The organism is Sphingomonas gei, assembly GCF_004792685.1.
Taxonomy (GTDB): Bacteria; Pseudomonadota; Alphaproteobacteria; order Sphingomonadales; family Sphingomonadaceae; genus Sphingomonas; species Sphingomonas gei.
On record NZ_SRXT01000002.1, the window covers coordinates 515,232 to 538,185 of the forward strand.

The 22,954-nt window shown below is 64.4% G+C and carries 19 protein-coding genes; 14 read left to right on the forward strand and 5 right to left on the reverse strand.

Features of this window, described 5'->3' with window-relative positions; all coding sequences use genetic code 11:
• Nucleotides 1–251: 251 nt before the first annotated feature.
• Together E5A73_RS06340 and E5A73_RS06345 are read right to left on the reverse strand one after the other, a co-directional pair.
• Nucleotides 252–662: a GFA family protein gene (locus E5A73_RS06340; protein ID WP_135962944.1), complete on the reverse strand. Its 411-nt coding sequence runs from the start codon at nucleotides 660–662 to the stop codon at nucleotides 252–254.
• A gap of 1 nt (nucleotide 663) precedes the next feature.
• Nucleotides 664–2,457: a peptide MFS transporter gene (locus E5A73_RS06345; RefSeq protein ID WP_135962945.1), complete on the reverse strand. Its 1,794-nt coding sequence runs from the start codon at nucleotides 2,455–2,457 to the stop codon at nucleotides 664–666.
• A gap of 357 nt (nucleotides 2,458–2,814) precedes the next feature.
• On the opposite strand from E5A73_RS06345, the gene E5A73_RS06350 reads away from it, so the two are divergent.
• On the forward strand, nucleotides 2,815–3,414 hold the full coding sequence (locus E5A73_RS06350; protein ID WP_135962946.1) for a nitroreductase family protein: 600 nt from the start codon (nucleotides 2,815–2,817) through the stop codon (nucleotides 3,412–3,414).
• An 18-nt stretch (nucleotides 3,415–3,432) separates the two neighbouring features.
• Nucleotides 3,433–3,789 carry a GntR family transcriptional regulator gene (locus E5A73_RS06355; protein ID WP_135962947.1) on the forward strand — a complete coding sequence of 119 codons (357 nt, stop codon included), beginning with the start codon at nucleotides 3,433–3,435 and terminating at the stop codon, nucleotides 3,787–3,789.
• Nucleotides 3,790–3,933: 144 nt separating this feature from the next.
• On the opposite strand, the gene E5A73_RS06360 is transcribed toward E5A73_RS06355, so the two are convergent.
• Complete coding sequence (locus E5A73_RS06360; RefSeq protein WP_135962948.1) at nucleotides 3,934–5,142, reverse strand: LL-diaminopimelate aminotransferase; 1,209 nt, start codon at nucleotides 5,140–5,142, stop codon at nucleotides 3,934–3,936.
• 129 nt (nucleotides 5,143–5,271) lie between these two features.
• Between E5A73_RS06360 and E5A73_RS06365 the strand changes: the two genes are divergently transcribed.
• The 3 genes from E5A73_RS06365 to clpS all read left to right on the forward strand — a co-directional run bounded on the left by E5A73_RS06365 (nucleotide 5,272) and on the right by clpS (nucleotide 8,395).
• Nucleotides 5,272–7,002 (forward strand): PHA/PHB synthase family protein, encoded by a 1,731-nt coding sequence (locus tag E5A73_RS06365; RefSeq protein WP_135962949.1) that lies wholly within the window; start codon nucleotides 5,272–5,274, stop codon nucleotides 7,000–7,002.
• 115 nt (nucleotides 7,003–7,117) lie between these two features.
• A complete protein-coding gene (locus tag E5A73_RS06370) occupies nucleotides 7,118–7,885 on the forward strand; it encodes a phasin family protein (protein WP_135962950.1) in 768 nt (255 codons plus the stop codon).
• A gap of 177 nt (nucleotides 7,886–8,062) precedes the next feature.
• The gene (gene clpS / locus E5A73_RS06375; protein ID WP_135962951.1) at nucleotides 8,063–8,395 is read left to right on the forward strand and encodes an ATP-dependent Clp protease adapter ClpS; all 333 of its coding nucleotides are present in this window, start codon (nucleotides 8,063–8,065) and stop codon (nucleotides 8,393–8,395) included.
• 13 nt (nucleotides 8,396–8,408) lie between these two features.
• On the opposite strand, the gene E5A73_RS06380 is transcribed toward clpS, so the two are convergent.
• Complete coding sequence (locus E5A73_RS06380; RefSeq protein WP_135962952.1) at nucleotides 8,409–9,119, reverse strand: Crp/Fnr family transcriptional regulator; 711 nt, start codon at nucleotides 9,117–9,119, stop codon at nucleotides 8,409–8,411.
• A gap of 151 nt (nucleotides 9,120–9,270) precedes the next feature.
• Here E5A73_RS06380 and murA point away from each other — a divergent pair, with 151 nt between their 5' ends.
• The 6 genes from murA (at nucleotide 9,271) to E5A73_RS06410 (ending at nucleotide 19,911) form a co-directional block, all read left to right on the forward strand.
• The gene (murA, locus tag E5A73_RS06385) at nucleotides 9,271–10,554 is read left to right on the forward strand and encodes a UDP-N-acetylglucosamine 1-carboxyvinyltransferase (protein ID WP_135962953.1); all 1,284 of its coding nucleotides are present in this window, start codon (nucleotides 9,271–9,273) and stop codon (nucleotides 10,552–10,554) included.
• A 503-nt stretch (nucleotides 10,555–11,057) separates the two neighbouring features.
• The gene (locus tag E5A73_RS06390; RefSeq protein WP_206366399.1) at nucleotides 11,058–13,562 is read left to right on the forward strand and encodes a TonB-dependent receptor domain-containing protein; all 2,505 of its coding nucleotides are present in this window, start codon (nucleotides 11,058–11,060) and stop codon (nucleotides 13,560–13,562) included.
• A gap of 73 nt (nucleotides 13,563–13,635) precedes the next feature.
• A complete protein-coding gene (locus tag E5A73_RS06395; RefSeq protein ID WP_135962954.1) occupies nucleotides 13,636–16,158 on the forward strand; it encodes a TonB-dependent receptor domain-containing protein in 2,523 nt (840 codons plus the stop codon).
• Between the two features lie 88 nt (nucleotides 16,159–16,246).
• Complete coding sequence (locus E5A73_RS06400) at nucleotides 16,247–18,091, forward strand: methyl-accepting chemotaxis protein (protein WP_135962955.1); 1,845 nt, start codon at nucleotides 16,247–16,249, stop codon at nucleotides 18,089–18,091.
• A gap of 94 nt (nucleotides 18,092–18,185) precedes the next feature.
• Nucleotides 18,186–19,220 (forward strand): DUF2332 domain-containing protein, encoded by a 1,035-nt coding sequence (locus tag E5A73_RS06405; protein WP_135962956.1) that lies wholly within the window; start codon nucleotides 18,186–18,188, stop codon nucleotides 19,218–19,220.
• Between the two features lie 115 nt (nucleotides 19,221–19,335).
• Nucleotides 19,336–19,911, forward strand: a complete 576-nt coding sequence (locus tag E5A73_RS06410; protein ID WP_135962957.1) for a PAS domain-containing protein — start codon at nucleotides 19,336–19,338, stop codon at nucleotides 19,909–19,911.
• A gap of 120 nt (nucleotides 19,912–20,031) precedes the next feature.
• Here E5A73_RS06410 and thpR read toward each other — a convergent pair whose 3' ends face one another.
• A complete protein-coding gene (gene thpR, locus E5A73_RS06415; RefSeq protein WP_135962958.1) occupies nucleotides 20,032–20,568 on the reverse strand; it encodes an RNA 2',3'-cyclic phosphodiesterase in 537 nt (178 codons plus the stop codon).
• Nucleotides 20,569–20,681: 113 nt separating this feature from the next.
• On the opposite strand from thpR, the gene E5A73_RS06420 reads away from it, so the two are divergent.
• From E5A73_RS06420 to E5A73_RS06430, 3 genes are all read left to right on the forward strand, one after another.
• Nucleotides 20,682–21,431, forward strand: coding sequence for a Bax inhibitor-1/YccA family protein (locus tag E5A73_RS06420; protein WP_135962959.1), 750 nt, complete (start codon nucleotides 20,682–20,684; stop codon nucleotides 21,429–21,431).
• Between the two features lie 132 nt (nucleotides 21,432–21,563).
• Nucleotides 21,564–21,932, forward strand: a complete 369-nt coding sequence (locus E5A73_RS06425) for a hypothetical protein (protein ID WP_135962960.1) — start codon at nucleotides 21,564–21,566, stop codon at nucleotides 21,930–21,932.
• Between the two features lie 6 nt (nucleotides 21,933–21,938).
• A complete protein-coding gene (locus E5A73_RS06430; RefSeq protein ID WP_135962961.1) occupies nucleotides 21,939–22,889 on the forward strand; it encodes a cation diffusion facilitator family transporter in 951 nt (316 codons plus the stop codon).
• The last annotated feature ends 65 nt before the right edge of the window (nucleotides 22,890–22,954 follow it).

A 22,954-nucleotide genomic window follows, 5' to 3' on the forward strand; every position in this document is an offset into this window, starting at 1 on the left:
GCTGCATTGCAGCAGAAACTTTCATAAGGGTTGTCCGATGTTTTCCTTGATCGCGCTTTATCTCTCGCACCGCCGCAATGCTGCGAAGGCTGGCTGAGCGAGCTTTCCAGTTCTACTGAAAAGGGGGAGCGGCGACGCTCCCCCTTTTCGTATCCGGGGCCGCTAGTTCCCCTGCGAAAGCAGGGACCCAGGATCACAAGCGGTGCGCTCCGGACTCTGGGCCCCTGCTTTCGCAGGGGAACTGACTTGCTTCAGTCCACACTGCCCCCCGCCGTCCGCGGAAAATGCGGCACTTCGGCGTTGGAGCGGATCCACGACAGCCGCTCGCCGATCCAGATCTCCTTCTCCGGCGGAAAGACCTCGGGATCGTCGAGCGTCGCGGCGGTCACGTCGAACAGCCCCGGCCGGCTCGCCCGGCGATAAGTTAGCGTGGATCCGCAGCGCGCGCAGAAGCCCCATTCCACTCCAGGCGACGACTCGTATATCGTCGCCTCGCCGGCAAGCATCTCCACTCTGTCCTCGGGGAAGATCGCCCAGGCGAGCGTCGGCCCGCCGGTGATGCGGCGGCAGTCGCTGCAATGGCAATGCGTGGTGGCGGCGGGTTCGCCGGTGACGCGGTAGCGCACCGCGCCGCAATGGCAGCCACCCTCGGTCGGTCCCATCCTATGTGACTCCGTGCATCCACTTCTTGAGCGGCCAGCTGAGCAATAGCAGGAGCACGCCCAGTCCGATCGCCCACTCGGCGATCAGCGTGAACATGTCGAGATAAGCGTTGAGGCTCACCTTGAGATTGGTCACCTGTCCCCCGACGGTCTCGACGCTGGCGATCTGCGCGATCATCCCGGCGAAATATTGCGCCACCGAGATCGACAGGAACCACACCCCCATCATCAGCCCGACCACCCGCGCGATCGAAAGCTTGGTGATCATGCTGAGGCCGACCGGCGAGATGCAGAGTTCGGCGAAGCTGTGGATGAAATAGAGCCCGGCGAGCCACCAGATCCCGACTTGGAAGTTCGCATCGGCGAACCGCGCGCCCCAGACGAGCAGCAGGAAGCCCAAGGCCACCCCGATCAGCGCGATGCCGAACTTGACCGGGATCGACGGCTCGACTCCGCGCCTGGCCAGCCCGGTCCACATCATGCTCATGAACGGCGCAAGCAACACTATGAACGCCGCGTTGAAGAACTGGGTCTGGCCCGCGGTGATGCCATAGGATCCAAAGATCGTCAGGTCGGTGTTGCGATCGGCGAACAGGGTCAGCGACGAGCCTGCCTGCTCGAACAGCGTCCAAAACACGACGTTGAACACGATCAGCGTCATCGCCGCGAGCATCATCTGGAATTCGGCGCGGCTGCCCGCGACGAACGACCAGATCATGATGCCGGGCACCGAGAGCAGGAAGGTGCCGAACAGGAACTTGCCCATCAGTGGCAGCGACGCGACATAGCCGACGATCCCCGATCCGGGCACCGGCTCGACCGAATTCATCAGATTGACGTAGAGGAAATAGAAGACCGGCACGATCAGCAGCGCGCCGCCATAGATGAACCATTGCTGGCGCTCGACTTCGGGCCGCGCCGGCGGCTCGCCATAGCCGGCGAGGGTGTTTCCGTTGAACTGGATCAGCGCCCACGAGATCATCATGCCGATCGCGGCAAGCCCGAAGCCGGCCCACCAGTCGAACACCACCGCCAGCCACGGGCAGATCAGCTGCGAGAACAGCGAGCCGATGTTGATGCCCATGTAGAAAATGGTGAAGCCGGCATCGCGCCTGCGGTCGCCGACTGCGTAGAGCTCGCCGACCATCGTCGAGATGTTGGGCTTGAAGAAGCCGTTGCCGGTTGAGACCATCGACAGCCCGATCAGCATCACCATCACGTAAAACGGGCTGCGATCGGCATCCGAATCGAAGCCACCCTTGGCGATCTTCCGCGCCGACGCACCGTTTTCGAGCAGGTCGACCGAGCCGTCGTCATTGCCCTTGATCTCGAGCTTGCGCGCGCCGTCGACGACATAGCGGACCTCGCGGTCGCCGGCCCTTTCGATCGAGACTTCGTAGCGCTGGCCTTCGATCACCGCGTGCGGCTTGGCAGTGGGCCCGCCGAAGCACAGGATCAGATAGCCCAGCGACATTACGATCGCGCCGAACTTCACCGCGCGCTTCGAGCCGAGGAACTGATCGGCGAGATAGCCGCCGACCAGCGGGGTCAGATAGACGAGGGCGGTGAACCCGCCATAGATGCCCGTCGCCTGGCGATCGCCGAACATGAAATGCTGGGTGAGATAGAGCGTCAGCAGCGCGCGCATGCCGTAGAAGCCGAAGCGCTCCCACATCTCGGTGCTGAACATCCGTGCGAGCTGGCGCGGGTGGCCGAACCAGGTCTTTTCCGCCGCAGGATTGACGTGGCTGATATCGGGTTCTGCCGGGCTGTCGGCGGTGGGGGTTTCTACCATGCGGGATTTCGACCTTTTATATCTGTTTCCGGGACTTGGCCCGGCGCATGGGCGGTCAAACTAGACGGAAAGGCGCAGGTGTAAAGCGTGTGGCGCTGACGCACATCCGCAGCTTACGAAAGGAAGTTGCGTGATCGCATTTCCGCCAATTGCGTCAAGCCAGGGGTACCTGAGGCGGGATCGCTAGTTCCCCTGCGAAAGCAGGGCCCCAGAGCCCAGAGCGCACCGCTTGTGATCCTCGAGCCCTGCGTCCGCAGGGGAACGGAGCGGTGGAGAGAAGGTCCGGCGGCCGTCGCGAGCGGCTTTCGATCACAAGCCGCAGTTGGCGCGCGTCGGATGGGTCCCTAGATCGCGGTCATGACCTTCAACGATCGCGCCACGCCGCTCAGCCTCCTCCAGACCCGCCGTTCGGGCAAACCCCGCGACATGGTGACCCCCGGGCCCACGCTCGCGCAATTGCACGATATGGCCGCAATCGCGGCCCGGACGCCCGATCATGGCAAGCTGGCGCCGTGGCGGTTCGTGATCGTGCCCGACGAAGCGCGTCCCGCGCTGGCGCTCGCGCTGGTCGAGATCCAGCGCGCCGAAAAGCCCGACTGCAACGCGCGCGACGACGAGGCGGCGGCGCAGTTCGTGACGCAGGCGCCGGCCTTGATCGTGGTACTGTCGGCACCTGTCGTGGGGCATAAGATCCCACTCTGGGAGCAGGAGCTTTCGGCCGGGGCGGCATGCATGAACCTGCTCCACGCAGCGCATGCGATGGGGTTCGTCGGCAGCTGGCTGACCGGCTGGGCGGCTTATTCGGACCGGGTCCGCGACTTGTTCGGTGTCGCGCCCCAGCGGATCGTCGGGTTCGTTTTCATCGGCACGCCGGGACGCGATCTGGAGGAGCGGCCGCGGCGCGAACTGTCCGAAATCGTACACCAGTGGAATCCCGGCTATGGACCCGATCGCTAATTGGTGTATTAAGGCAGCATGACAGCGCTCGAGCATGACGACTCACCGGTTTACCTCAAACTTCGCGCCACCATCGCTGCGGCCATCCTGCGCGGCGAATATCGCGCGGGCGACCAGCTTCCCTCGGTGCGCGCGCTCGCCGCCGAGCACGGCGCCAATCCGCTGACCGTCGCCAAGGCCTATCAGAGCTTCCAGGACGACGACTATGTCGAGGTCCGCCGCGGGGTTGGTATGTTCGTGCTGCCCGGCGCAGTCGAGCGGCTGCGCATCGCCGAGCGCGAGCGTTTCCTCAATGGCCATTGGCCGCGGGTGCGCGATCACATCGCTTTGCTCGGGCTCGATGTGCGCGAGTTGCTCGAGAGCCAGCCGGCTTAACTGCAGACCTCTCAACTACCAGCCAAACCGTCACCCGGCCTTGGGCCGGGGTCCACTTTCCGCACGTCAATCGCTAGAGGCTCGAGCTACTCGCCCAGCCGCGCGGCGGATCCCGGCTCAAGGCCGGGATGACGGATTCGGTTCTCAGCCCGCTTTCACGCTCGGGGTATTGACCCCCATCGACTGGAGATACTTGCGCACGTTGCGCGCCGCCTGGCGCAGGCGCTGCTCGTTCTCGACCATCGCGATGCGCACGAAGCCCTCGCCATTTTCGCCATAACCGACGCCGGGCGCGACTGCGACCTTGGCGTGGCTGAGCAATTGCTTGGAGAATTCGAGACTGCCGAGATGCGCGAGCGCCGGCGGCAGCGGCGCCCAGGCGAACATCGACGCGCGCGGGGAGGGGATGTCCCAGCCGGCGCGGCCGAAGCTCTCGACCAGCACGTCGCGGCGCTTGTGATAGAGCTGGCGGTTCTTCTCGACGATGTCCTGCGGCCCGTTGAGAGCGGCGCAGGCGGCGGCCTGAACCGGGGTGAAAGCGCCGTAATCGAGATAGGATTTCACTCGCGTCATCGCCGCGATGAGATCCTTGTTGCCGACCGCGAAGCCGATCCGCCAGCCGGCCATCGAATAGGTCTTGCTGAGCGACGTGAACTCCACCGCGACGTCCTTGGCGCCCTTGACCTGGAGGATCGAGACGGTCGGGTTGCCGTCATAATAAAGCTCGGAATAGGCGAGGTCGGAGATGATCCAGACCTTGTTCTCGCGTGCCCAGGCGACGAGTCGCTCGTAGAAAGCGAGGTCGACGGTTTCGGCGGTCGGGTTGGACGGATAATTGACGACGAGGATGCTCGGGCGCGGCACGGTGAAGTTCATCGCCCGCTCGAGGCTTTCGAAATAATGCTCGTCGGGCGTGGTCGGCACCGCGCGGATCGTCGCGCCGGCGATGATGAAGCCGAAGGTATGGATCGGGTAGGACGGATTGGGCGCGAGGATAACGTCGCCCGGGGCCGTGATCGCGGTGGCGAGGCTGGCAAGGCCCTCCTTCGATCCCATGGTGACGACGACTTCGCTCTCGGGGTCGATCTCGACGCCGAAGCGGCGGCCGTAATAATTGGCCTGTGCGCGGCGCAGGCCGGGAATGCCCTTGGACTGCGAATAGCCGTGCGCGTCGGGCTTGCGGGCGACTTCGCAAAGCTTCTCGATGACATGGTCGGGCGGCGGAAGGTCGGGATTGCCCATGCCGAGATCGATGATGTCCTCGCCCGCCGCCCGCGCCGCTGCCCGCATGCCGTTGACTTCGGCGATGACATAAGGTGGCAGCCGCTTGATGCGGTAGAACTCTTCGGACATTTCCACTTCTCTCTCGGGTTTGGCGCTGCATTGCGCCGTGAAGCGTTCCTACGCCATTCCTGCCTGTCCGGGAATGACGAGTTGGCTTGTCGGCGCTAAAGCGGCCGTACGCGCCGCTGGAGAGAATGCATGGCCGATACCCCGACACCGACGCCCAGCCTCGAGGACCTTCAGCATTGGACCTGGGTATTGGGGAAGGCGCAGCAGATGATGCTAGAGCACGGCTTCGACATGACGAAACTGCCCGCGGCGGGCCCGTTCGGCACGATGCTCGATCCGACCGCGGCGATGCGGGCGAGCGCGGGCTTCTGGGCCGACACGATGCAATTGTGGCAGCGCTTCCTCGATCCCGCCCATGCGGCGCCGTTCGAGGAGACGCCAGAACAGGCAAAAGACAAGCGGTTCAAGGCGCCGCAATGGCGCGAGGAGCCGGTGTTCGACTTTCTGCGCCAGAGCTATTTCGTCATCGCCGACAATCTGCTGAAGGGCGTCGACTCGCTCGACGGCGTGGATCCGAAGCAGAAGGAGCAGATCCGCTTCGCCACCAAGGGCTTCATCGACGCGGTGAGCCCGACCAACTTCCCGGCGACCAACCCGCAGGTGCTGGAGAAGATCGTCGAGACCAAGGGCGAGAGCCTGCTCAAGGGCCTGCAGAACATGCTGGCGGATATCGCCAAGGGACAGATGACGCAGACTGCCGAGGGCGCATTCGAGCTCGGCCGCAATTTGGCGATGACCCCGGGCAAAGTGGTCAAGCGCACCCCGCTCTATGAGCTGATCCAATATTCGCCGGTGACCAAGCAGGTCTATGCGACGCCGCTGATCATCTTCCCGCCCTGGATCAATCGCTTCTACATCCTCGACCTGACCCCCGAGAAGAGCTTCATCGGCTGGGCGGTGGCGCAGGGGCTGACGGTGTTCGTCGTCTCATGGAAATCCGCCGACGCCAGCATGAAGGATGTCGTGTGGGACGATTATGTCGAGCGCGGCCAGATCGACGCGATCGACACGGTGCGCGAATTGCTCGGGGTCGAGGGCGTGCATGCCATCGGCTATTGCGTGGCGGGGACGACGCTTGCCGCGACGCTGGCGGTGCTCGCTGCCCGCGGTGCGCCCGAGAAAGTAAAGAGCGCGACGTTCTTCACTGCGCAGGTCGATTTCTCCGAGTCTGGCGACCTGCAGATCTTCGTCGATGACGACCAGCTAGCGATGATCAAGAGCCTGAGCGGCGAGGGGTTTCTCGACGGCCGCTACATGGCGATGACCTTCAATTTGCTGCGCGGTCGCGACCTGATCTGGAACTACGTCACCAACAATTACCTGATGGGGCAGGATTATGTGCCGTTCGACTTGCTCCACTGGAACTCGGACGTCACCAACCTGCCTTCGGCCTGGCATCTGAGCTATCTCACCGACCTGTATCGCGACAACAAGCTGGCGGTGGCCAATTCGATGTCGATCGGAGGAACGCCGATCGATCTCGGAAAGGTGACGACGCCGAGCTATGTCCAGGCCGGCCGCGAGGATCATATCGCGCCTGCAGCAAGCGTCTGGAAGATCACCCATCACTTCAAGGGGCCGCTCAAATTTGTACTTGCGGGCTCCGGGCACATTGCCGGGGTGGTCAATCATCCGGGCGCGGGGAAATACCAATATTGGGTCAACGACGAGAAGGTCGAGACGCTCGCCGAGTTCATGGAAGGCGCCAAGGAAACCAAGGGGAGCTGGTGGCCCGATTGGGTGGCGTGGATCGACAGCATCGATGCCTCCAAAGTGGATGCAAAAGGCGCAATTGTGCCAGGAAAGGGCAGTCTGAAGGCGCTGGAGGATGCACCTGGGAGCTATGTGCGCACGCGCTGAACGGCTCGTTCCGTAGAGAAAACGACTTTTGTGCACTGCACAAAAATCGCGCTTGCAATCCACGCAATGGCTCCGTATATGCTGCGATGCAGCAATAGTCAGGGGACCGAGTCACATGGCCACCAAGGGACCGAAGGCACCGGCAAAGCCGGTCGCACCAAAGCCTGCGGCGCGCGCCAGCAAGCCGGCCGCGCCCAAGGCTGAGGCTGTCGCAACCAAGACCGAGAAGAAAACCGCGCCTGAAGCGATCATCGAAGCAGCAGCTCCGGTGAACGCGTCGGGACCGGCTCCGGTCGTGGAAGTCGCGCAGGAAGCAGTGAAAATCGTTCAACCCGCGGCAGAGCAGGCGCAAGCCGCCGTCGCGGAAACCGTCAACGTCGCCGAGGCCGTCAGCGAGACCGCCGCGGACACAATTGTCAAGGAAACCAGCACCATGGCTACCAATTTCGAGAACAACACCGCCGCTGCCGCCAACAAGGCTCAGGCTCTGTTCGGCGACTGGAACGACCGCACCAAGACCGCCGTCGAGAAGTCGACCAAGCTGGTCGAAGAAGCCAATGAGTTCGCCAAGGGCAACCTCGAGGCCGTCGTCGAGTCGAGCCGCATCGCTGCAAAGGGCTTCGAGACCCTCGGCCAGGATGCCGCCGAATATGGCCGCAAGACCTTCGAGAGCGCGACTGCCGCGATGAAGACCCTCGCGACCGTCAAGTCGCCGACCGAGTTCTTCAAGCTGCAGAGCGATTTCGTCCGCGGCGCGTTCGACGCGTACGTTGCCGAAGCTTCGAAGAACACCGAAGCCGTTCTCAAGCTCGCCGGCGACGCTGCCCAGCCGATCTCCGGCCGCTTCGCGGTTGCCGCCGAGAAGGTGAAGACCACCGCCTGAGCGCGCGCAAGCGCTCCCGTAAATGCGTAGATGGGCGGCTGCCGAGAGGCGGCCGCCCTTTCTTTTGGCCGGCGATCGGTGCTTTTCAGGATGAATGGCGCGGCTGCGGCCTTGCCTCGCCTCCGATGAGCCCATATTTTCAGCAAGATGTCCGAAACCAGCAAACACCTCACTCGAATGGCCGAGGACGGCGACGACGACACGGGGACGCGCGACCCGTCGGTGGGGCTGGCGACTCGTACCCGCACGCGCACCAAGAAGCCGACGCCGTACCGCGTATTGATGCTCAACGACGATTACACGCCGATGGAGTTCGTCGTTTTGTGCCTGCAGCGATTCTTCCGGATGACCATGGAAGAGGCGACGCAGGTGATGCTCCACGTCCACCAGCGCGGCGTGGGCGTGTGCGGCGTTTTCAGCTACGAAGTCGCCGAGACCAAGGTGAGCCAGGTGATCGACTTCGCCCGGCAGAACCAGCATCCGCTGCAATGCACGCTCGAGAAAGCCTGACGGGGCTTTCAGCTCAGCTGCGCGGCTGGGGTAGCCAGCTCAGATCGAGCCCCTGATAGCGGTTCACGTAGTTCGCAGCCTGCGCGAGCGCGCGTTCGTCGTTGAGCGTCACTCGCCCCGATTCGCGGGTGATCAACCCATTTTCCTCTAGCTGGCGCAGCATGCGGTTGACGTGGACTGCGGTGAGCCCCGTCGCATCGCCGATCTCCTCCTGGGTGAGGCCGAGCGCGAAGGCGCTGGCGATGCTCTTGTCGGTGTGCCGCAGGCGGTTGCGCAGTTCGAGCAGAAGCGCCGCGACGCGCGCCTTGGCGCTGGTACGGCCCAGGGCGGCCAATCGATCGGTGAGCGCGACGCGTTCGATCTGGCAATAGACCAGGATCAGCGCCGAGAGCCGCGGATGCTGGCTCATGATGCCGGACAAGGCCGCCCGGTCGAACGGCGAAACGACGCATTCGGACAGTGCGGCGAGCGATTCCGGGGCTTCCTGATATACCGCGCTCGACACCCCGAGCATGTCGCCCGGAAACAGGAACCGGAGTATCTGGCGGCTGCCGTCGTCGAGCAGCACATAGCTCATCATCAGCCCCTTGCGGAGGATGAACAGCTCGTTGCACGGCTCGTTCTCACGCTGCAGCACCGCCCCGCGGCGCACCGGCCGCTGGCGTTCCTCCAGCTTTTCGAGCGCGCTCTTCTCCCCTTGGGTAAGATCGACGAGCTCGCTCAATATGTCCGCAAAACAACTACCCGACACGAATTCGTATTCCCCCCACTCGCAATGCAAAGCAGTGCCGCGGAATCAATGCATTAAAGTCGATCAACCCGTTTCACGGCCTGTCGCGCTTGCGCCTGCGTCCGGACGAGCTAGAAGCTCGGCCATGGACCGTATTCTCATCCGCGGCGGAAACCGCCTTTCCGGAAAAATCGCCATTTCGGGCGCGAAAAACGCCGCGCTGACGCTGATGCCGTGCGCGTTGCTGACCGACGAGCCGCTCACGCTGCGCAATCTGCCACGGCTCGCCGATGTCGACAGCTTCGGACATCTACTGAACGAGTTAGGCGCCTCGACTGCGATCGAAGGGACCCGACCGAACGATTTCGGCCGCGTGATGACGGCGCGGGCAGGCCGGCTGACCTCCACGGTCGCGCCGTACGACATCGTGCGAAAGATGCGCGCGTCGATCCTGGTGCTCGGGCCGCTGCTCGGCCGCGCCGGCGAGGCGACGGTGTCGCTGCCCGGCGGTTGCGCAATCGGCAACCGCCCGATCGACCTTCATCTCAAGGCGCTGCAGGCGATGGGCGCGGAGATCGAAGTCGCCGCGGGCTATGTCAAGGCTAGCGCCCCCGGCGGGCGGATCGCGGGCGGGCGCTTCCGCTTCCCGGTGGTGTCGGTGGGAGCGACCGAGAATGCACTCATGGCAGCGGCGACTGCCAAGGGCACCACCGTGCTCGAAAATGCGGCGCGCGAGCCCGAGATCGTCGATCTGTGCAATCTGCTCGTCGCGATGGGGGCGCGGATCGATGGAATCGGTAGCGAGACGCTGACCATTGAAGGCGTCGATCGGCTGCACGGCGCGACTTATGCCGTGATGCCAGACCGGATCGAGGCGGGCAGCTATGCCTGCGCCGCGGCGATCACCGGCGGCGATCTCGAACTGGTCGGCGCCCACGCGGGCGACATGCGCGCGACGCTCGATGCGCTGATAGAAGCGGGTGTCACGGTGGAAGAAAAGCGCGATTCGGTCCGTATCGCGGCGCCGAACGGGATCAAGCCGCTGACGCTGTCGACCGCGCCGTTCCCGGGCTTCGCCACCGACATGCAAGCGCAGTTCATGGCGATGCTGTGCAAGGCGGACGGGGCGAGCGTGCTCACCGAGACGATCTTCGAGAATCGCTACATGCACGTCCCCGAACTGGCGCGGATGGGGGCGAACATCGATGTGCGCGGGCGCACTGCAGTGGTGCACGGCGTCGATCGGCTGGTCGGCGCGCCGGTGATGGCGACCGATCTGCGCGCGTCGATGAGCCTGATCTTGGCAGGGTTGGTCGCCGAGGGTGAGACCCAGGTCCAACGTGTCTACCATCTCGACCGTGGTTACGAGCGGCTTGAGGAGAAGCTCCAGGGCGTCGGCGCCGATATCGAGCGCGTCGGCGACGGCTAGGCGGCTTGCGCTTGAATTGACTCTTTTCACGGAAACGCAGTGCATCTCGCAATATTCTTTCGCGAGATGGGGCTGATTGTTGACGCGTCAAAGAGCGGCGGAGCTTGGCCCGACGCCGTGAGCGAAGCAGACGAAATCCTACATTTCAAGTGCAGGAATTGGGGTGGGTGATTTGGTCGGAAGGCCGGTTCCGCGACCTTGAGGATTTGTCGACTCCGTAACCAGCGTTCGATCTGCCATCGAGTCGAGGTTCCACGGCGGTGATATCGCCCGCTTGACCCCAAGCCTGCAGCGGTCTTCGCCGATCTGTCCATATCGAGATCGTGGTTAACGCGCGCTTCCTCGCGCCTCCGATAAAATGCGGAAGCGAGCAGCCTTTTCTCAGAGAAGGCGCAAAGATCTCGCATCGTATTGCCGGCAAATATGACAGTTCTGCGCCGGCTCACGCAGAGCTTCTCCTATAACGGATCGACGTAAATACCCGTTCAGGAGCTTAGTTAGAAATGAAACGCGCTACCCTCTTCCTTGCAGCTGCGCCCATCGCACTTGCGATGCCCGCTTATGCGGGGACGACGGCGAACGCTTCGGCGACGCCCAAGGCTGAAACCGAAGTAAAGCCAGCCGAGCCGGCTCAGGAAGTAAAGAAGCCGCAGCAGGAAGAGGTTTTCTCGACCGGTGTGGCCAAGGGCCGCGACCGTCTGGACAGCGCGACTTCGACCAGTGCGCTGCGCGCCAGCGAAATCGACAAGCTCGGCGCGCGTTCGATCGCCGAAATCCTGCGCGACATCCCCGGCATCCGCGCCGAAGCCGCCAGCGGCGAAGGCAATGGCAACATCACCATTCGCGGCCTGCCGATCGCTTCGACCGGCGCCAAGTTCCTGCAGCTACAGGAAGACGGCCTGCCCGTGCTCGAATTCGGCGACATCAGCCTGACGGGTGCCGACGCTTTCCTGCGCGCGGACCTCAACCTTGCCGCAGTCGAAGCAATCCGGGGCGGCTCCGCCTCGACCTTTGCTTCCAACTCGCCCGGCGGCATCGTCAACTTCATCTCGAAGACCGGTGACACCGAAGGGGGCTCGGTCCAGCTGTCGACCGGCCTCGACTATGACATGCGCCGCGTCGACTTCGACTATGGAGCCAAGATCAGCGATACGCTGCGCTTCCATGTGGGGGGCTTCTGGCGCGACGGCGAGGGCCCGCGCGCGACCGGCTTCACTACGGCCAAGGGCGGCCAGATCAAGCTGAACGTCACCAAGGAGTTCGACGGCGGCTATGTCCGCTTCTACGGCAAGTATCTCGACGACCGCTCGCCGATGTACGACATCACGCCACTTTCGGTGACCGGCACCAATTCCGATCCTGAATATGGCGCGCTGCCCGGCTATGACGCGCGGCATGATTCACTGTTCAACCGCAATTTCCAGCGGGTGACCGCACTTGACGGCGACAACAACGTCACGAGCTACCGCAACGGCAATCGCGCCGTGGTCAAGTCTTTCGGCATCGAGAGCAAGATCGAAGTCGCGGGCTGGGACATCACTGAGAAGTTCCGCTATGCGGACATATCGGGCCACGCCCTGAGCACGGTCTCCGCAACTTTCCTTCCGGCGGCGGCACTTGCGCCGGCATTCGGCGCACCCGGCGGTACGATCCGCTTCGCGACCGGCCCCAATGCTGGCCAGACGATCGCCAACCCCACCACGCTCAATGGCAACGGTCTCGCCGCATTGCTCCTGATTGGCGACGTCACGTTCAATAGCCTGGACAATGTCACGAACGACATTCGCGCCAGCCGGGTGTGGAACGTCGCCGGCGGCGAGTTCACCACCACGGTCGGGTTGTACAGTTCGCACCAGACGATCGACACCAACTGGGCGTGGAGCTCGGTGTTCGGCGACATCCGGGGTGGCGGCGACGGCAATCTGCTCGATGTCGTGACGCCGGGCGGGACCAAGCTGACGCAAGATGGTGTGTTCGCTTATGGCCTCCCCGGCGCCAGCACGCTGCGGCGTCGCTATGACGTCGGCTACACCACGAACGCGCCGTTCGGCTCGGTCAATTTCCGCATCGGCAAGCTCGCGATCGGCGGCAGCGTGCGATATGACATGGGCAGTGCCAAGGGTTCGCTGATCGGTGCCGACCTCGGCGATGGCCGTATCGGTCTGGCTCCCAAGGACATGAATGGCGACGGCGTGCTCTCGGTCCCCGAGAGGAACGTCGCGGTGTTGCCGCTCAGCCGCCCGGGCCTCGTCGACTATAACTATAAATATGCGAGCTATTCGGTTGGCCTGAACTACCGGCTCGCCGAGCCGCTCGCGGTGTTCGCACGTTATAGCCGCGGTGGCCGCGCCAATGCCGATCGCCTGCTGTTCAGCCCGATCGTCAATACCGAGGGCAGCCTGCTCTATCCGGAAGCGGCGGTTGACACGGTCAAGCAGGCCGAAGCGGGGGTGAAGTACCGCAATGGCGGGCTGACGATCAACGTCACCGGTTTCTGGGCCAAGGCCGAGGACACCAACATCGACTCGACCAACGGCGACATCATCGCCCGCGAATACAAGGCGATGGGTGCCGAGTTCGAAGGCGGCTACCGCCTGGGCATCTTCAGCCTGACCGCGGGTGCGACTTATACCGACGCGGAGATCGTCACCGACTTCATCAATCCGGCGGTGGTCGGCAACACGCCGCACCACCAGGCGAACTTCATCTTCCAGGCGACGCCGCAGATCACCACCGACAGCTTCAACGTCGGCGCGACCTTCATCGGCACGACGAGCAGCTACGCCACCGACAGCAATCAACTGAAGATGCCGGGCTTCGTCACGACCAATGCGTTCGTGCAGTTCCGCCCGGTCGATCGGGTGACGCTGGCGGTCAATGCCAGCAACCTGTTCGACGTGCTGGCGATCACCGGGATCGACGATCCGACCTTGCCCGCCAGCGGCGTGGCCAAGGGCCATGTGCTGACCGGCCGTACCATCTCGGCCTCGGTCCGCTTCGACTTCTGATCTGCGAACAACCCGGGCCGCCGCGTGCGGCCCGGGACTTCTTTTCGACCGCCCCAGGGGGGCTGTTTCAACAATGGCGTCACCTCTCGACGCTCGAACAACAAGGGGTTTGGTTACCGTGAAAAAGTATCTGTTGCTGTCCGTTGCGCCGCTCGCGCTCGCTGGTCCGGCCTTGGCCGAGGACAAGCCGGCAGCGCCTGCGCAGCCCCAGGCCGAAGTGCCTGCAAACGCTCCCGAGGAAGTCTTCTCGACCGGCGTCGCCAAGGGCCGCGACCGGCTCGACAGCGCCACCTCGACCAGCGCCATCAAGGAACGCGACGTACAGAAATTGGCGCCGAGGTCGCTTGCCGACGTCCTGCGCACGATCCCTGGCCTCCGCGTCGAGGGGTCGAGCGGCGACGGCAACTCGAACTACACGATCCGCGGGCTGCCGCTCGCCTCGGGCGGCTCGAAGTACATGCAGATCGAAGAAGACGGCCTCCCGGTCCTCGAGTTCGGCGACTTCTTCGGCGTCGCCTCGGACATCTTCATCCGCGCCGATTCCAACCTGTCCGCAGTCGAGGCGATCCGCGGCGGCTCGGCATCGACCTTTGCGTCGAATTCGCCCGGCGGGGTGATCAACCTGATCTCGAAGACCGGCGATACGGAGGGCGGCGCGATCCAGCTCAGCAGCGGACTCAATTATGACGAGCAGCGCCTCGACTTCGATTACGGCGGCAAGCTCTCGGATTCGCTGCGTTTCCATGTCGGCGGCTTCTATCGCGCCGGCGAAGGCGTCCGCGACATCGGCTATAACGGCGTCAAGGGCGGGCAGATCAAGTTCAACGTCACCAAGACCTTCTCCAACGGCTTCGTGCGCGTCTACGGCAAGTATCTCGACGATCGCTCGCCGCAGTACATGCCGGTGCCGGTGCGGATCTCGGGGACCCTCGACAAGCCGGTGCTGGAGAGCTTCCCCGGCTTCGACGTCCGCTCGGGCACCTTCCTGTCGCCGAATGTGAGCAGCGTGATCACGCTCGACGGCAACAACCGGCCGACGCGTTTCAGCGCCGAAGACGGCATGCACCCGATCGTGAAGTCGGTCGGACTCGAGGCCCAGTTCGAGCTGGCCGGCTGGACGATCACCGATCGCATGCGCTACTCGAGCATCTCCGGCGGCGTCGTCCGCAATCTGGTGAACACGATCAATACCACGGGCGCCCTGTCGACGACGCTAGCCGGCGCCGGCGCGACGCTGAGCTATGCCAGCGGCCCGCTGCGCGGCCAGCCGATCACCAATGGCTCCACGCTCAACGGCAACGGCCTGCTCGCCCAGATGTTGCTGATCAAATACAATATCCGCTCGCTCGACAATTTCAGCAACGACTTACGCGGCAGCCGCGTGTGGAATGTGGGCGAGGGCGATCTGACCGTCACCGGCGGCATCTACAAGGCGACGCAGGCACTCAACACCGAATGGTTCTACACCAACACGCTGCAGGACGTGGTGGACGGCGGTGATTCCGCGCTGGTCAACCTGACCAATGCGGCTGGCGTGCCGCAGACGCAGGACGGCTTCTACGCGTATAACCTCATAGCCGCCACGGGCATCTATCGCCGCACGTTCGACGTCGACTATGACGTAACCGCGCCTTACGGCTCGGTTAACTACCATGCCGGCAAGATCGCCGTCGGCGGCAGCGTCCGCTACGATGTCGGCAAGGTGCGCGGGCAGCTGATCGGGTCGGACCTCGGCGGGGGCCGCGTCGGCGTGACGTCGTACGACATCAACGGCGATGGCGTGATCTCGGCGGCGGAGACGCGCACCGGCATCCTTCCGCTCGGCAGCCCTGCTCCCGTCGGCTACGACTATCGCTATCTCAGCTATTCGACGGGCATCAACTTCCGCATCGCCGAGCAGCTCGCGGCATTCGCCCGCTACAGCCGCGGCGGCCGGGCCAATGCGGACAAGATCCTGTTCACCCCCGCGGTGAGCATGACCAGCGGTGAACTCGTGAACTCGCGCGACGGCTATGACGTGGTCAAGCAGGCCGAGGTCGGCATGAAGTTCCGTCAGTCGGGGCTTACCCTGAACCTCACCGCCTTCCTGGCGAAAACCAACGATACCAACCTGCAGAGCGGCGGCGTCCTGCTCAAGCGGACCTACCGCGCTTATGGTGCCGAGTTCGAAGGCGGTTATCGACGGGGGCCGTTCAGCCTCACGGCAGGGGCCACCTATACCCATGCCGAGATCAACAAGGACGAACTGAACAGCGCCATCGACGGGATGACGCCGCGTCACCAGCCGAAGCTGATCTACAACGTCACGCCGCAAGTCGACACGCGCTACTTCACCGTGGGTGCCAATGTCAGCGGCGTCACCTCGAGCTATGCGCAGGACGTGAACCTGCTCAAGATGCCCGGCTACACGCTCGTCGACGCCTTTTTGCAGTTCCGCCCTGCGGACAGGGTGCAGGTGATGCTCAACGCGAACAACCTGTTCGACAAGACCGCATTCTACGAGCTCTCGCAGAACGCGATACCGGCCAACGGGATCGGCTGGGGCCGGGCCGCCAACGGGCGCACTATCTCGACCTCGGTTCGGTTCGACTTCTGAGGCGCGACGGAAAACGGGGGCATTGGAGGCCGCTCCTTCGGGAGCGGTCTATAATGCAAGTGAAACGAGAAAGAGCAGAGTAGCCAACATGCTGAAGTCGATGAAAATCCCGAGGAAGCTGGGTCTGTCGTTCCTGACGGTCTGCGCGACGGCGGCGATCGTGATGCTGGTGTTCTACACCAATATCTCGTCGATCCGCAGCACGACCGATGCGAATAATCTCAGCCAGGAAATCCACGCCAAGACGCAGGCGCTGGAAACCTCGCTGCTGCGGCAGAACAGCCAGTTTCGCGGGTTCCTGGTGACGGCGGATCAATCGTACCTCAAATCGTACGACGAAGGGCGCGACGATTACGACAAGGCTTCGGCCGAGCTCGAGCAGACCCTGGTGGATCCGGCGCAGAAAGCCGCTCTGCTCAAGTCGCGCGAGGAAACGCTGGCGTGGCGCAAGGATTGGGGCGACCGGCTGATCGCCAAGGTCAAGGCGGGCCAGCAGGAGGCCGCCGAAGCCGATGTGCGCGCCGCCGGCAAGGCCGTGCTGACCAGCGCCGCGGTGCTCCCGCTCCGCGAGATCAAGGATGCGCAGAACAAGCTGATCGAGGACAATGGCGCACGCCAGGAAAGCGCGATCAAGTCGGCGCTGTTCGTGCTCGTCGTCGGCGCGCTCGCGCTGATGGGGATCGCGATTGCGCTCGCGGTGCTGCTGACCAAGCTGATCGCCCGTCCGGTCTCGGGTCTGACCCGTACGATGGCCGATCTCGCTGCCGGCAAGAACGACATCTCGGTGCCGGACACCGATCGCGGGGACGAACTGGGCGACATGGCGCGCGCGGTTCTGGTGTTCCGCGACGCCGCGGTCGCCAAGCAAGCCGCCGAAGCCGCAAATGCCCGCGCCGAGGCGGTGCAGAAAATGGTGGTCGAGACGGTCTCGTCGCAGCTCTCCGAGCTCGCCAACGGCAATTTGACCGCAGAGATCAATCGCGACTTCCCCGGCGACTATGCCGCGGTCAAGACCAACTTCAACGCGGCGGTCGGCGAACTGCGCAGCCTGATCGGCACGGTGATGCAGAGCGCGTCGACGATCCGCGACGGCTCGAACGAAATCGCCCAGGCGTCCGAGGATCTCGCACGCCGCACCGAAGCCAATGCCGCGAGCCTCGAGCAGACTTCGGCTGCGGTGACGCAGATGGACGGCCGCCTCAAGGCGACCGCCGAAGCCGCCGGCCGTACCGTGGGCCGCGCCGACGGCGCGATGGCGACGGTTTCGGGCGGACGTTCGATCGCCGACGAAGCGGTGCAGGCAATGAGCCGTGTCGCCGACGGCGCCAAGGGCATCGACAGCGTCATCGAAGGCCTCGACAAGATCGCGTTCCAGACGCGGGTTCTCGCAATGAACGCCGCGGTCGAAGCCGGCCGCGCCGGCGAAGCGGGCCGCGGTTTCGCAGTCGTCGCCGACTTGGTCTCGGCGCTGGCGATGCGCTCCGAAGAGGAGGCCGCCCGTGCCCGCGACCAGTTGACCGCCACCCAGACCGACATCGTCGCGGCGGTCGGGATGGTCCAGAAGGTCGATACCGCGCTTGCCGACATCTCGGGCGACGTGGGCGAAGTCCACAAATTGCTCGGCGAAATGGCGTCGGACAACCAGGCCCAGTCGACTGCGATCAGCGAAATCTCGATCGCGATCGGGACGATGGACCAGTCGACTCAACAGAATGCCGCGATGGTCGAAGAGACCTCGGCAGCCGCGCGCAACCTGAGCGGCGAAGTCGCCGCGCTCAGCGAGCAGGCGTCGCGGTTCAACGTCGGCTCGTCCGGGACGAACCGCCCCAGCAAGACGCAGGCCCGTTTCGAAGGACCGGTCAAGCAGCTGCCCGTCGCCGCCGTCGCCGCGCTCAAACGCGCGAACGGCCATGACGACTGGCAGTCGTTCTGAGCCAGTGTCGGGCCACCCTCCCAGTCGGAGCGGTGGCCCGAAGCTCGATTTGCGTAACATTTCGTCGGACTGCACATCCGGCGACCGGAGGAATATGACCGACAATCTTGCGACCCGGGGCGAATTTACGCGCCAGGCCGATATCGCGCGCGCGCTGGGCTCGCCGTTCGTCGCGTCGGTGCTCGAAGCGGGCGAGCGCCATATCCGCCGGGCGCCACGCACTGCGGCGCTGATCGAGAGCTGGCCGGGCGATCCCTCGGCGGCCGCACTGGCGATGCGGTTCAACGCCGCGATCCACGCCCTCGCGCGGCGCGGCAGGCCGCTGCGGCTGGAGACGCTCTACAAGCGCCAGCACGACGATTTCGACGGCGCGCTCTGTGCCGCGCTGGTCAGCGAAGACGAATTCATCGCGCACTGGATGCGCCAGCCCACCCAGACCAACGAAGTCAATCGCGCTGCGGCGATCCTCTCGGCGCTGATGGTCGCAGGCGGCAAGTTCGGGCTGCCGTTCGAATTGCTCGAACTCGGATCGAGCGCCGGACTCAACCTCAACCTCGCGCATTATGCCTATGATCTGGGCGGGGTCGCGGCGGGGACACAAGGTTCCGCGGTGCAGATCGCGCCGACCTGGCACGGCGCACCGCCGCCCGAAATCGCAGTCGAAGTGCTCGCGGCGAAGGGAGTCGACTTGCATCCGCTCGACGTGGCCGACGAAGCGACGCGCGACCGCTTGCTGTCGTTCGTGTTCGCCGACCAGCCCGCGCGCGCCGAGCGGCTGCAGAACGCGATCACGCTGGCCCAGCGTCATCCGCCGCAGATCGCGCGCGCCGACGCGGTGTCGTGGATGGCCGAGCAACTCGCCGTGCCCCAGGCCGATGGGCGTTGTCGCGTGGTGTTCCATTCGATGGTGCTGCAATATCTGAGCCCCGAAGACCGCAAGGTCGCGACCGACCTGATCGCCGCGGCCGGCGCGCGCGCCACGCCGGAGCGACCGCTCGCCTGGATCAGCTTCGAATGGACGCCGGACCGCAGCGAAGTGCAATTGTGGCTAACCTGCTGGCCGAGCGGCGAGGCGCGGCAGCTCGGCACCTGCCATCCTTATGGCACATGGATCGAGTGGCACGGCTAAACGCGGGTGGGCGAGCAAGACGGCCAGAAAGGGCAGGAACCTTGATCTGCATCAAGGGTTTGTAAGCCAGGTCTCCGAGCATGTCCGCCTCGGCGACCCGAAAGGCATCGCCTCAGTGTCTGGCTTGAATTTCATCGACCCCGAACGCGTCATCGACGCCGCCATTGCAGCGGCCCGGCGCGGCGGGGAGTCGCTTGCCGCCGCCCTCGATCGGATTCCGGCCGCGGTCTACCTCACCGACGCCGACGGAATGGTCACCCATTTCAACCGGGCGTGCATCGCGCTCGCGGGGCGCCAGCCAATGGCGTGCGAGGACCGCTGGTGCGTGACGTGGCGGCTCTACACCGAGGACGGACGATATCTGCCGCACGACCTTTGCCCGATGGCAGTGGCGATCCGCGAGGGCCGCAAGGTCCGCGGCGTGCGGGCGATTGCCGAGCGACCGGACGGATCGCGGATCGATTTCGCGCCGTATCCGACGCCGATCTTCGATGCGGAAGGCACTTTGGTCGGCGCAGTCAATCTGCTCATCGACTTGAGCGATCCGCGCTATCTCGAATTCCTTCGCAGCCAGAGCGCCCGCTGCCGCCGGCTCGCAGCGTCGGTCGGCGATGCGCGCACCAAGGAAATCCTGACCACGATGGCGGCGGACTATGAGGAACAGGTGCGCCAGGCGGCGCGACCCAACTAGGGTCTGCTTACTGTTCCTCTGCGAAAGCAGGGGCCCAGGATCAAGGCGGTGCGCTCCGGGCTCCTGGGCCCCTGCTTTCGCAGGGGAACAGACCTGTTTTTAACGCAGTTGTAATCGACTCTAGCCGCGCAGCGGATAGCGTTCGATCGCCTCGTAGATCGCGCCTTCGCGGCCGAGGGTGCTTTCGAACAGCAGGAAGTGATCGAGCGTGAAAGGCGCGCTGGCGAGCCCGGCATGGCTCTCGAGAAAGCGTTCGGCGGGCCCTGCCGCGGCGTTCAGCCGGGCTAGGGTGATGTGCGGCAGATAGGCGCGGCGCTCGGGTAAGAGCCCGCAGCGGACCAGCGCCTGATCGACTTTCTTGTGCAGCCCGGCGAGCGCGTCGTGCGGGCGGACCCCGGCCCACAGCGCATTGGGCCGGCCCCGGCTTTCGAACTGCCCGACGCCGGCGAGCGCGACGTGGATCGCCGGGAAGCGAACGTTCGACAGTGCGATTGCGACGTCTTCGGCCTGAGGGCGCTCGATTTCGCCGATGAAGCGCAAGGTGAGGTGGAGCTGCGAATCGTCCTGCCAACGGGCTCCGGTGACTCCGCCCATCGCCTGAAGCAGCTGCGCGCGGATTGCGGGGGGCGGGCGGAGTCCGACGAACAGGCGGTGCATGCGGGTGCTTAACCACGGATCGCGCGGGGCGCCCACCGGTTTCGCTTGAAAAGAACCGGCGCAGGAACGATATTCAGGACATTCCGGCACAGCGCCGGGCAAAGGAGTTCTCAATGGCGAATTGGTCGGATCCCCGGACTGGCGCGGCCTACGCAGCCACCGGCGCGCGCGCGGAAGCGCACGACGCGGGGCTCAGGGCATATATGCTGTCGGTCTACAACTACATGCTGTCGGGCGTGCTGCTGACGGGCATCATCGCATTGGTGGTCGGCAATACCAGCCTGATCCAATTGATGGTCCAGGAGACTGCGCGCGGTTATTCGCCGACATTGCTCGGCTGGATCGTCACTTTGTCGCCGCTGGCGATCGTCTTTGCGATGAGCTTCGGCCAGGCGCGGATGTCCGAGGGCACGCTCAAGACGCTGTTCTTCGTCTATGCCGCGCTGATGGGCGCGTCGCTCTCGACGATCTTCCTCGCTTATACCGCGACCTCGATTGCCCAGGTGTTCTTCGCCACCGCGGCCGGCTTCGGCGCGCTGAGCCTCTACGGCTATACGACGAAGCGCGACCTGTCGGGCCTCGGCACCTTCCTGATCATGGGTCTGGTTGGCCTGATCGTCGCGTCGATCGTCAACCTGTTCCTGCAATCGGGGACGATGAGCCTGGTGATCAGTGCGATCGGCGTGCTGATCTTCGCCGGCCTGACTGCCTATGACACGCAGAAGATCAAGAGCCTGTACGTCCACGTTGCCGGAACCGACATGATGGGCAAGGTCGTCATCATGGGGGCACTCAACCTCTATCTCGACTTCATCAACATGTTCCTGTTCCTGCTCCGGCTGTTCGGCAGCGCACGCGACTGAGCTGCGACGCAGCTTCGAGAAGCACGGCCCGGCGGCATCCCCGCCGGGCCGTTTTCTTTTGCGAGGAGTGGGATGCGGGAACGCGAATCGCGCGATGATCGTTACAGCAAGGCAACGCTCAGGAGAGTGACAATGACTGCGAACCCGATTGACCCGGCGATGGACAAGATGTCGGTGGCACCGGGACCCGACGATGCCGATACCGGTTCGGCATTTGCCAATGAGCGTCCCGCGCCGGTCGGCTCTGCCGATGCCGGCACCGATCGCTCGATCGTCGAGCGGCTCGAGCGCAACCCCGAGAGCAAGGAGGCGCGGCTCGATCGCGCGCTCGACGAATCGATGGATGCGTCGGACCCGCCCGCGTCGACTCAGCCGATCCATAATCACGGCCTGCCCGAAAGCTCGGGCTATAACGAAAAGGCCGAGGAGAAGCTCGCCGCCGGGCCCGCGGGCACTAAGGGCATCATCGGCAAGGTGATGCACAAGCTCGGGCTCGACTAAGCCGCAATGGCTGCGTCCCCGGCGTCGGGCTGGCGCGCCAATATCGTGCTCTATGCCGCGCTGGCGGCCAATCTCGGGATCGCCGTCGCCAAGTTCGTGGCGGCGGCGATCACCGGTTCGTCGTCGATGCTCACCGAGGGTGTGCACAGCCTCGTCGACAGCGGCAACCAGGGGCTGCTGCTCTACGGTCAGCACCGTGCGAAGAAGCCGCCCGATCCCGAACACCCGTTCGGCTATGGCCGCGAGCTCTATTTCTGGGCGTTCGTCGTCGCGATCCTGATCTTCGGACTGGGCGCCGGCGTTTCGATCTACGAAGGGTGGCAGCACATCGTCGCGCCCGAGCCGCTGCACGATCCGCTGATCAACTATATCGTGCTCGGGGTTGCGGCGTTGCTCGAGGGCACGAGCTGGGCGATCGCATTGCGCGAGTTCGCCGCGGCCAAAGGCACGCTCGGCTGGTGGCAGGCGGTGCGCGAGTCCAAGGATCCCTCCACTTTCATCGTATTGTTCGAGGATTCGGCGGCGCTGGCCGGTTTGCTCGTCGCGGCGATCGGCGTGTGGGCGAGCCATGCCTGGGGCGACCCGCGGATCGATGGCGCGGCGTCGATCGTCATCGGCTGCATCCTGGCATGTGTGGCGACGTTGCTCGCGCGCGAATCAAAGGGACTGCTGATCGGTGAGCGCGCCCGTCCCGAAGTGGTCGCTTGCGTACGCGCGATCCTCGATCGTCGGCCCGAGATCGTGCGCGTGAACCATGTACGGACCATCCACACCGCGCCCGAGCGGATTTTCGTCGCGGTCAGCGCCGATTTCGACGACGGCGTCACGATGGGCGCGGGGGAGACGCTGATCGAAAGCATCGAACAGGAATTGAAGGTGACGCTGCCGATGCTTTCTTCGATCTATATCCGGCCCGAAAAGGCCGAGGATGCGCCGGACGTAGCGGCCGTCGGCTAGCGCGGATCGCCACCCTCGCTGCGCAAGCGTTCGAGGCGCTCCGTCATCACGAGGTGCGCGTGACG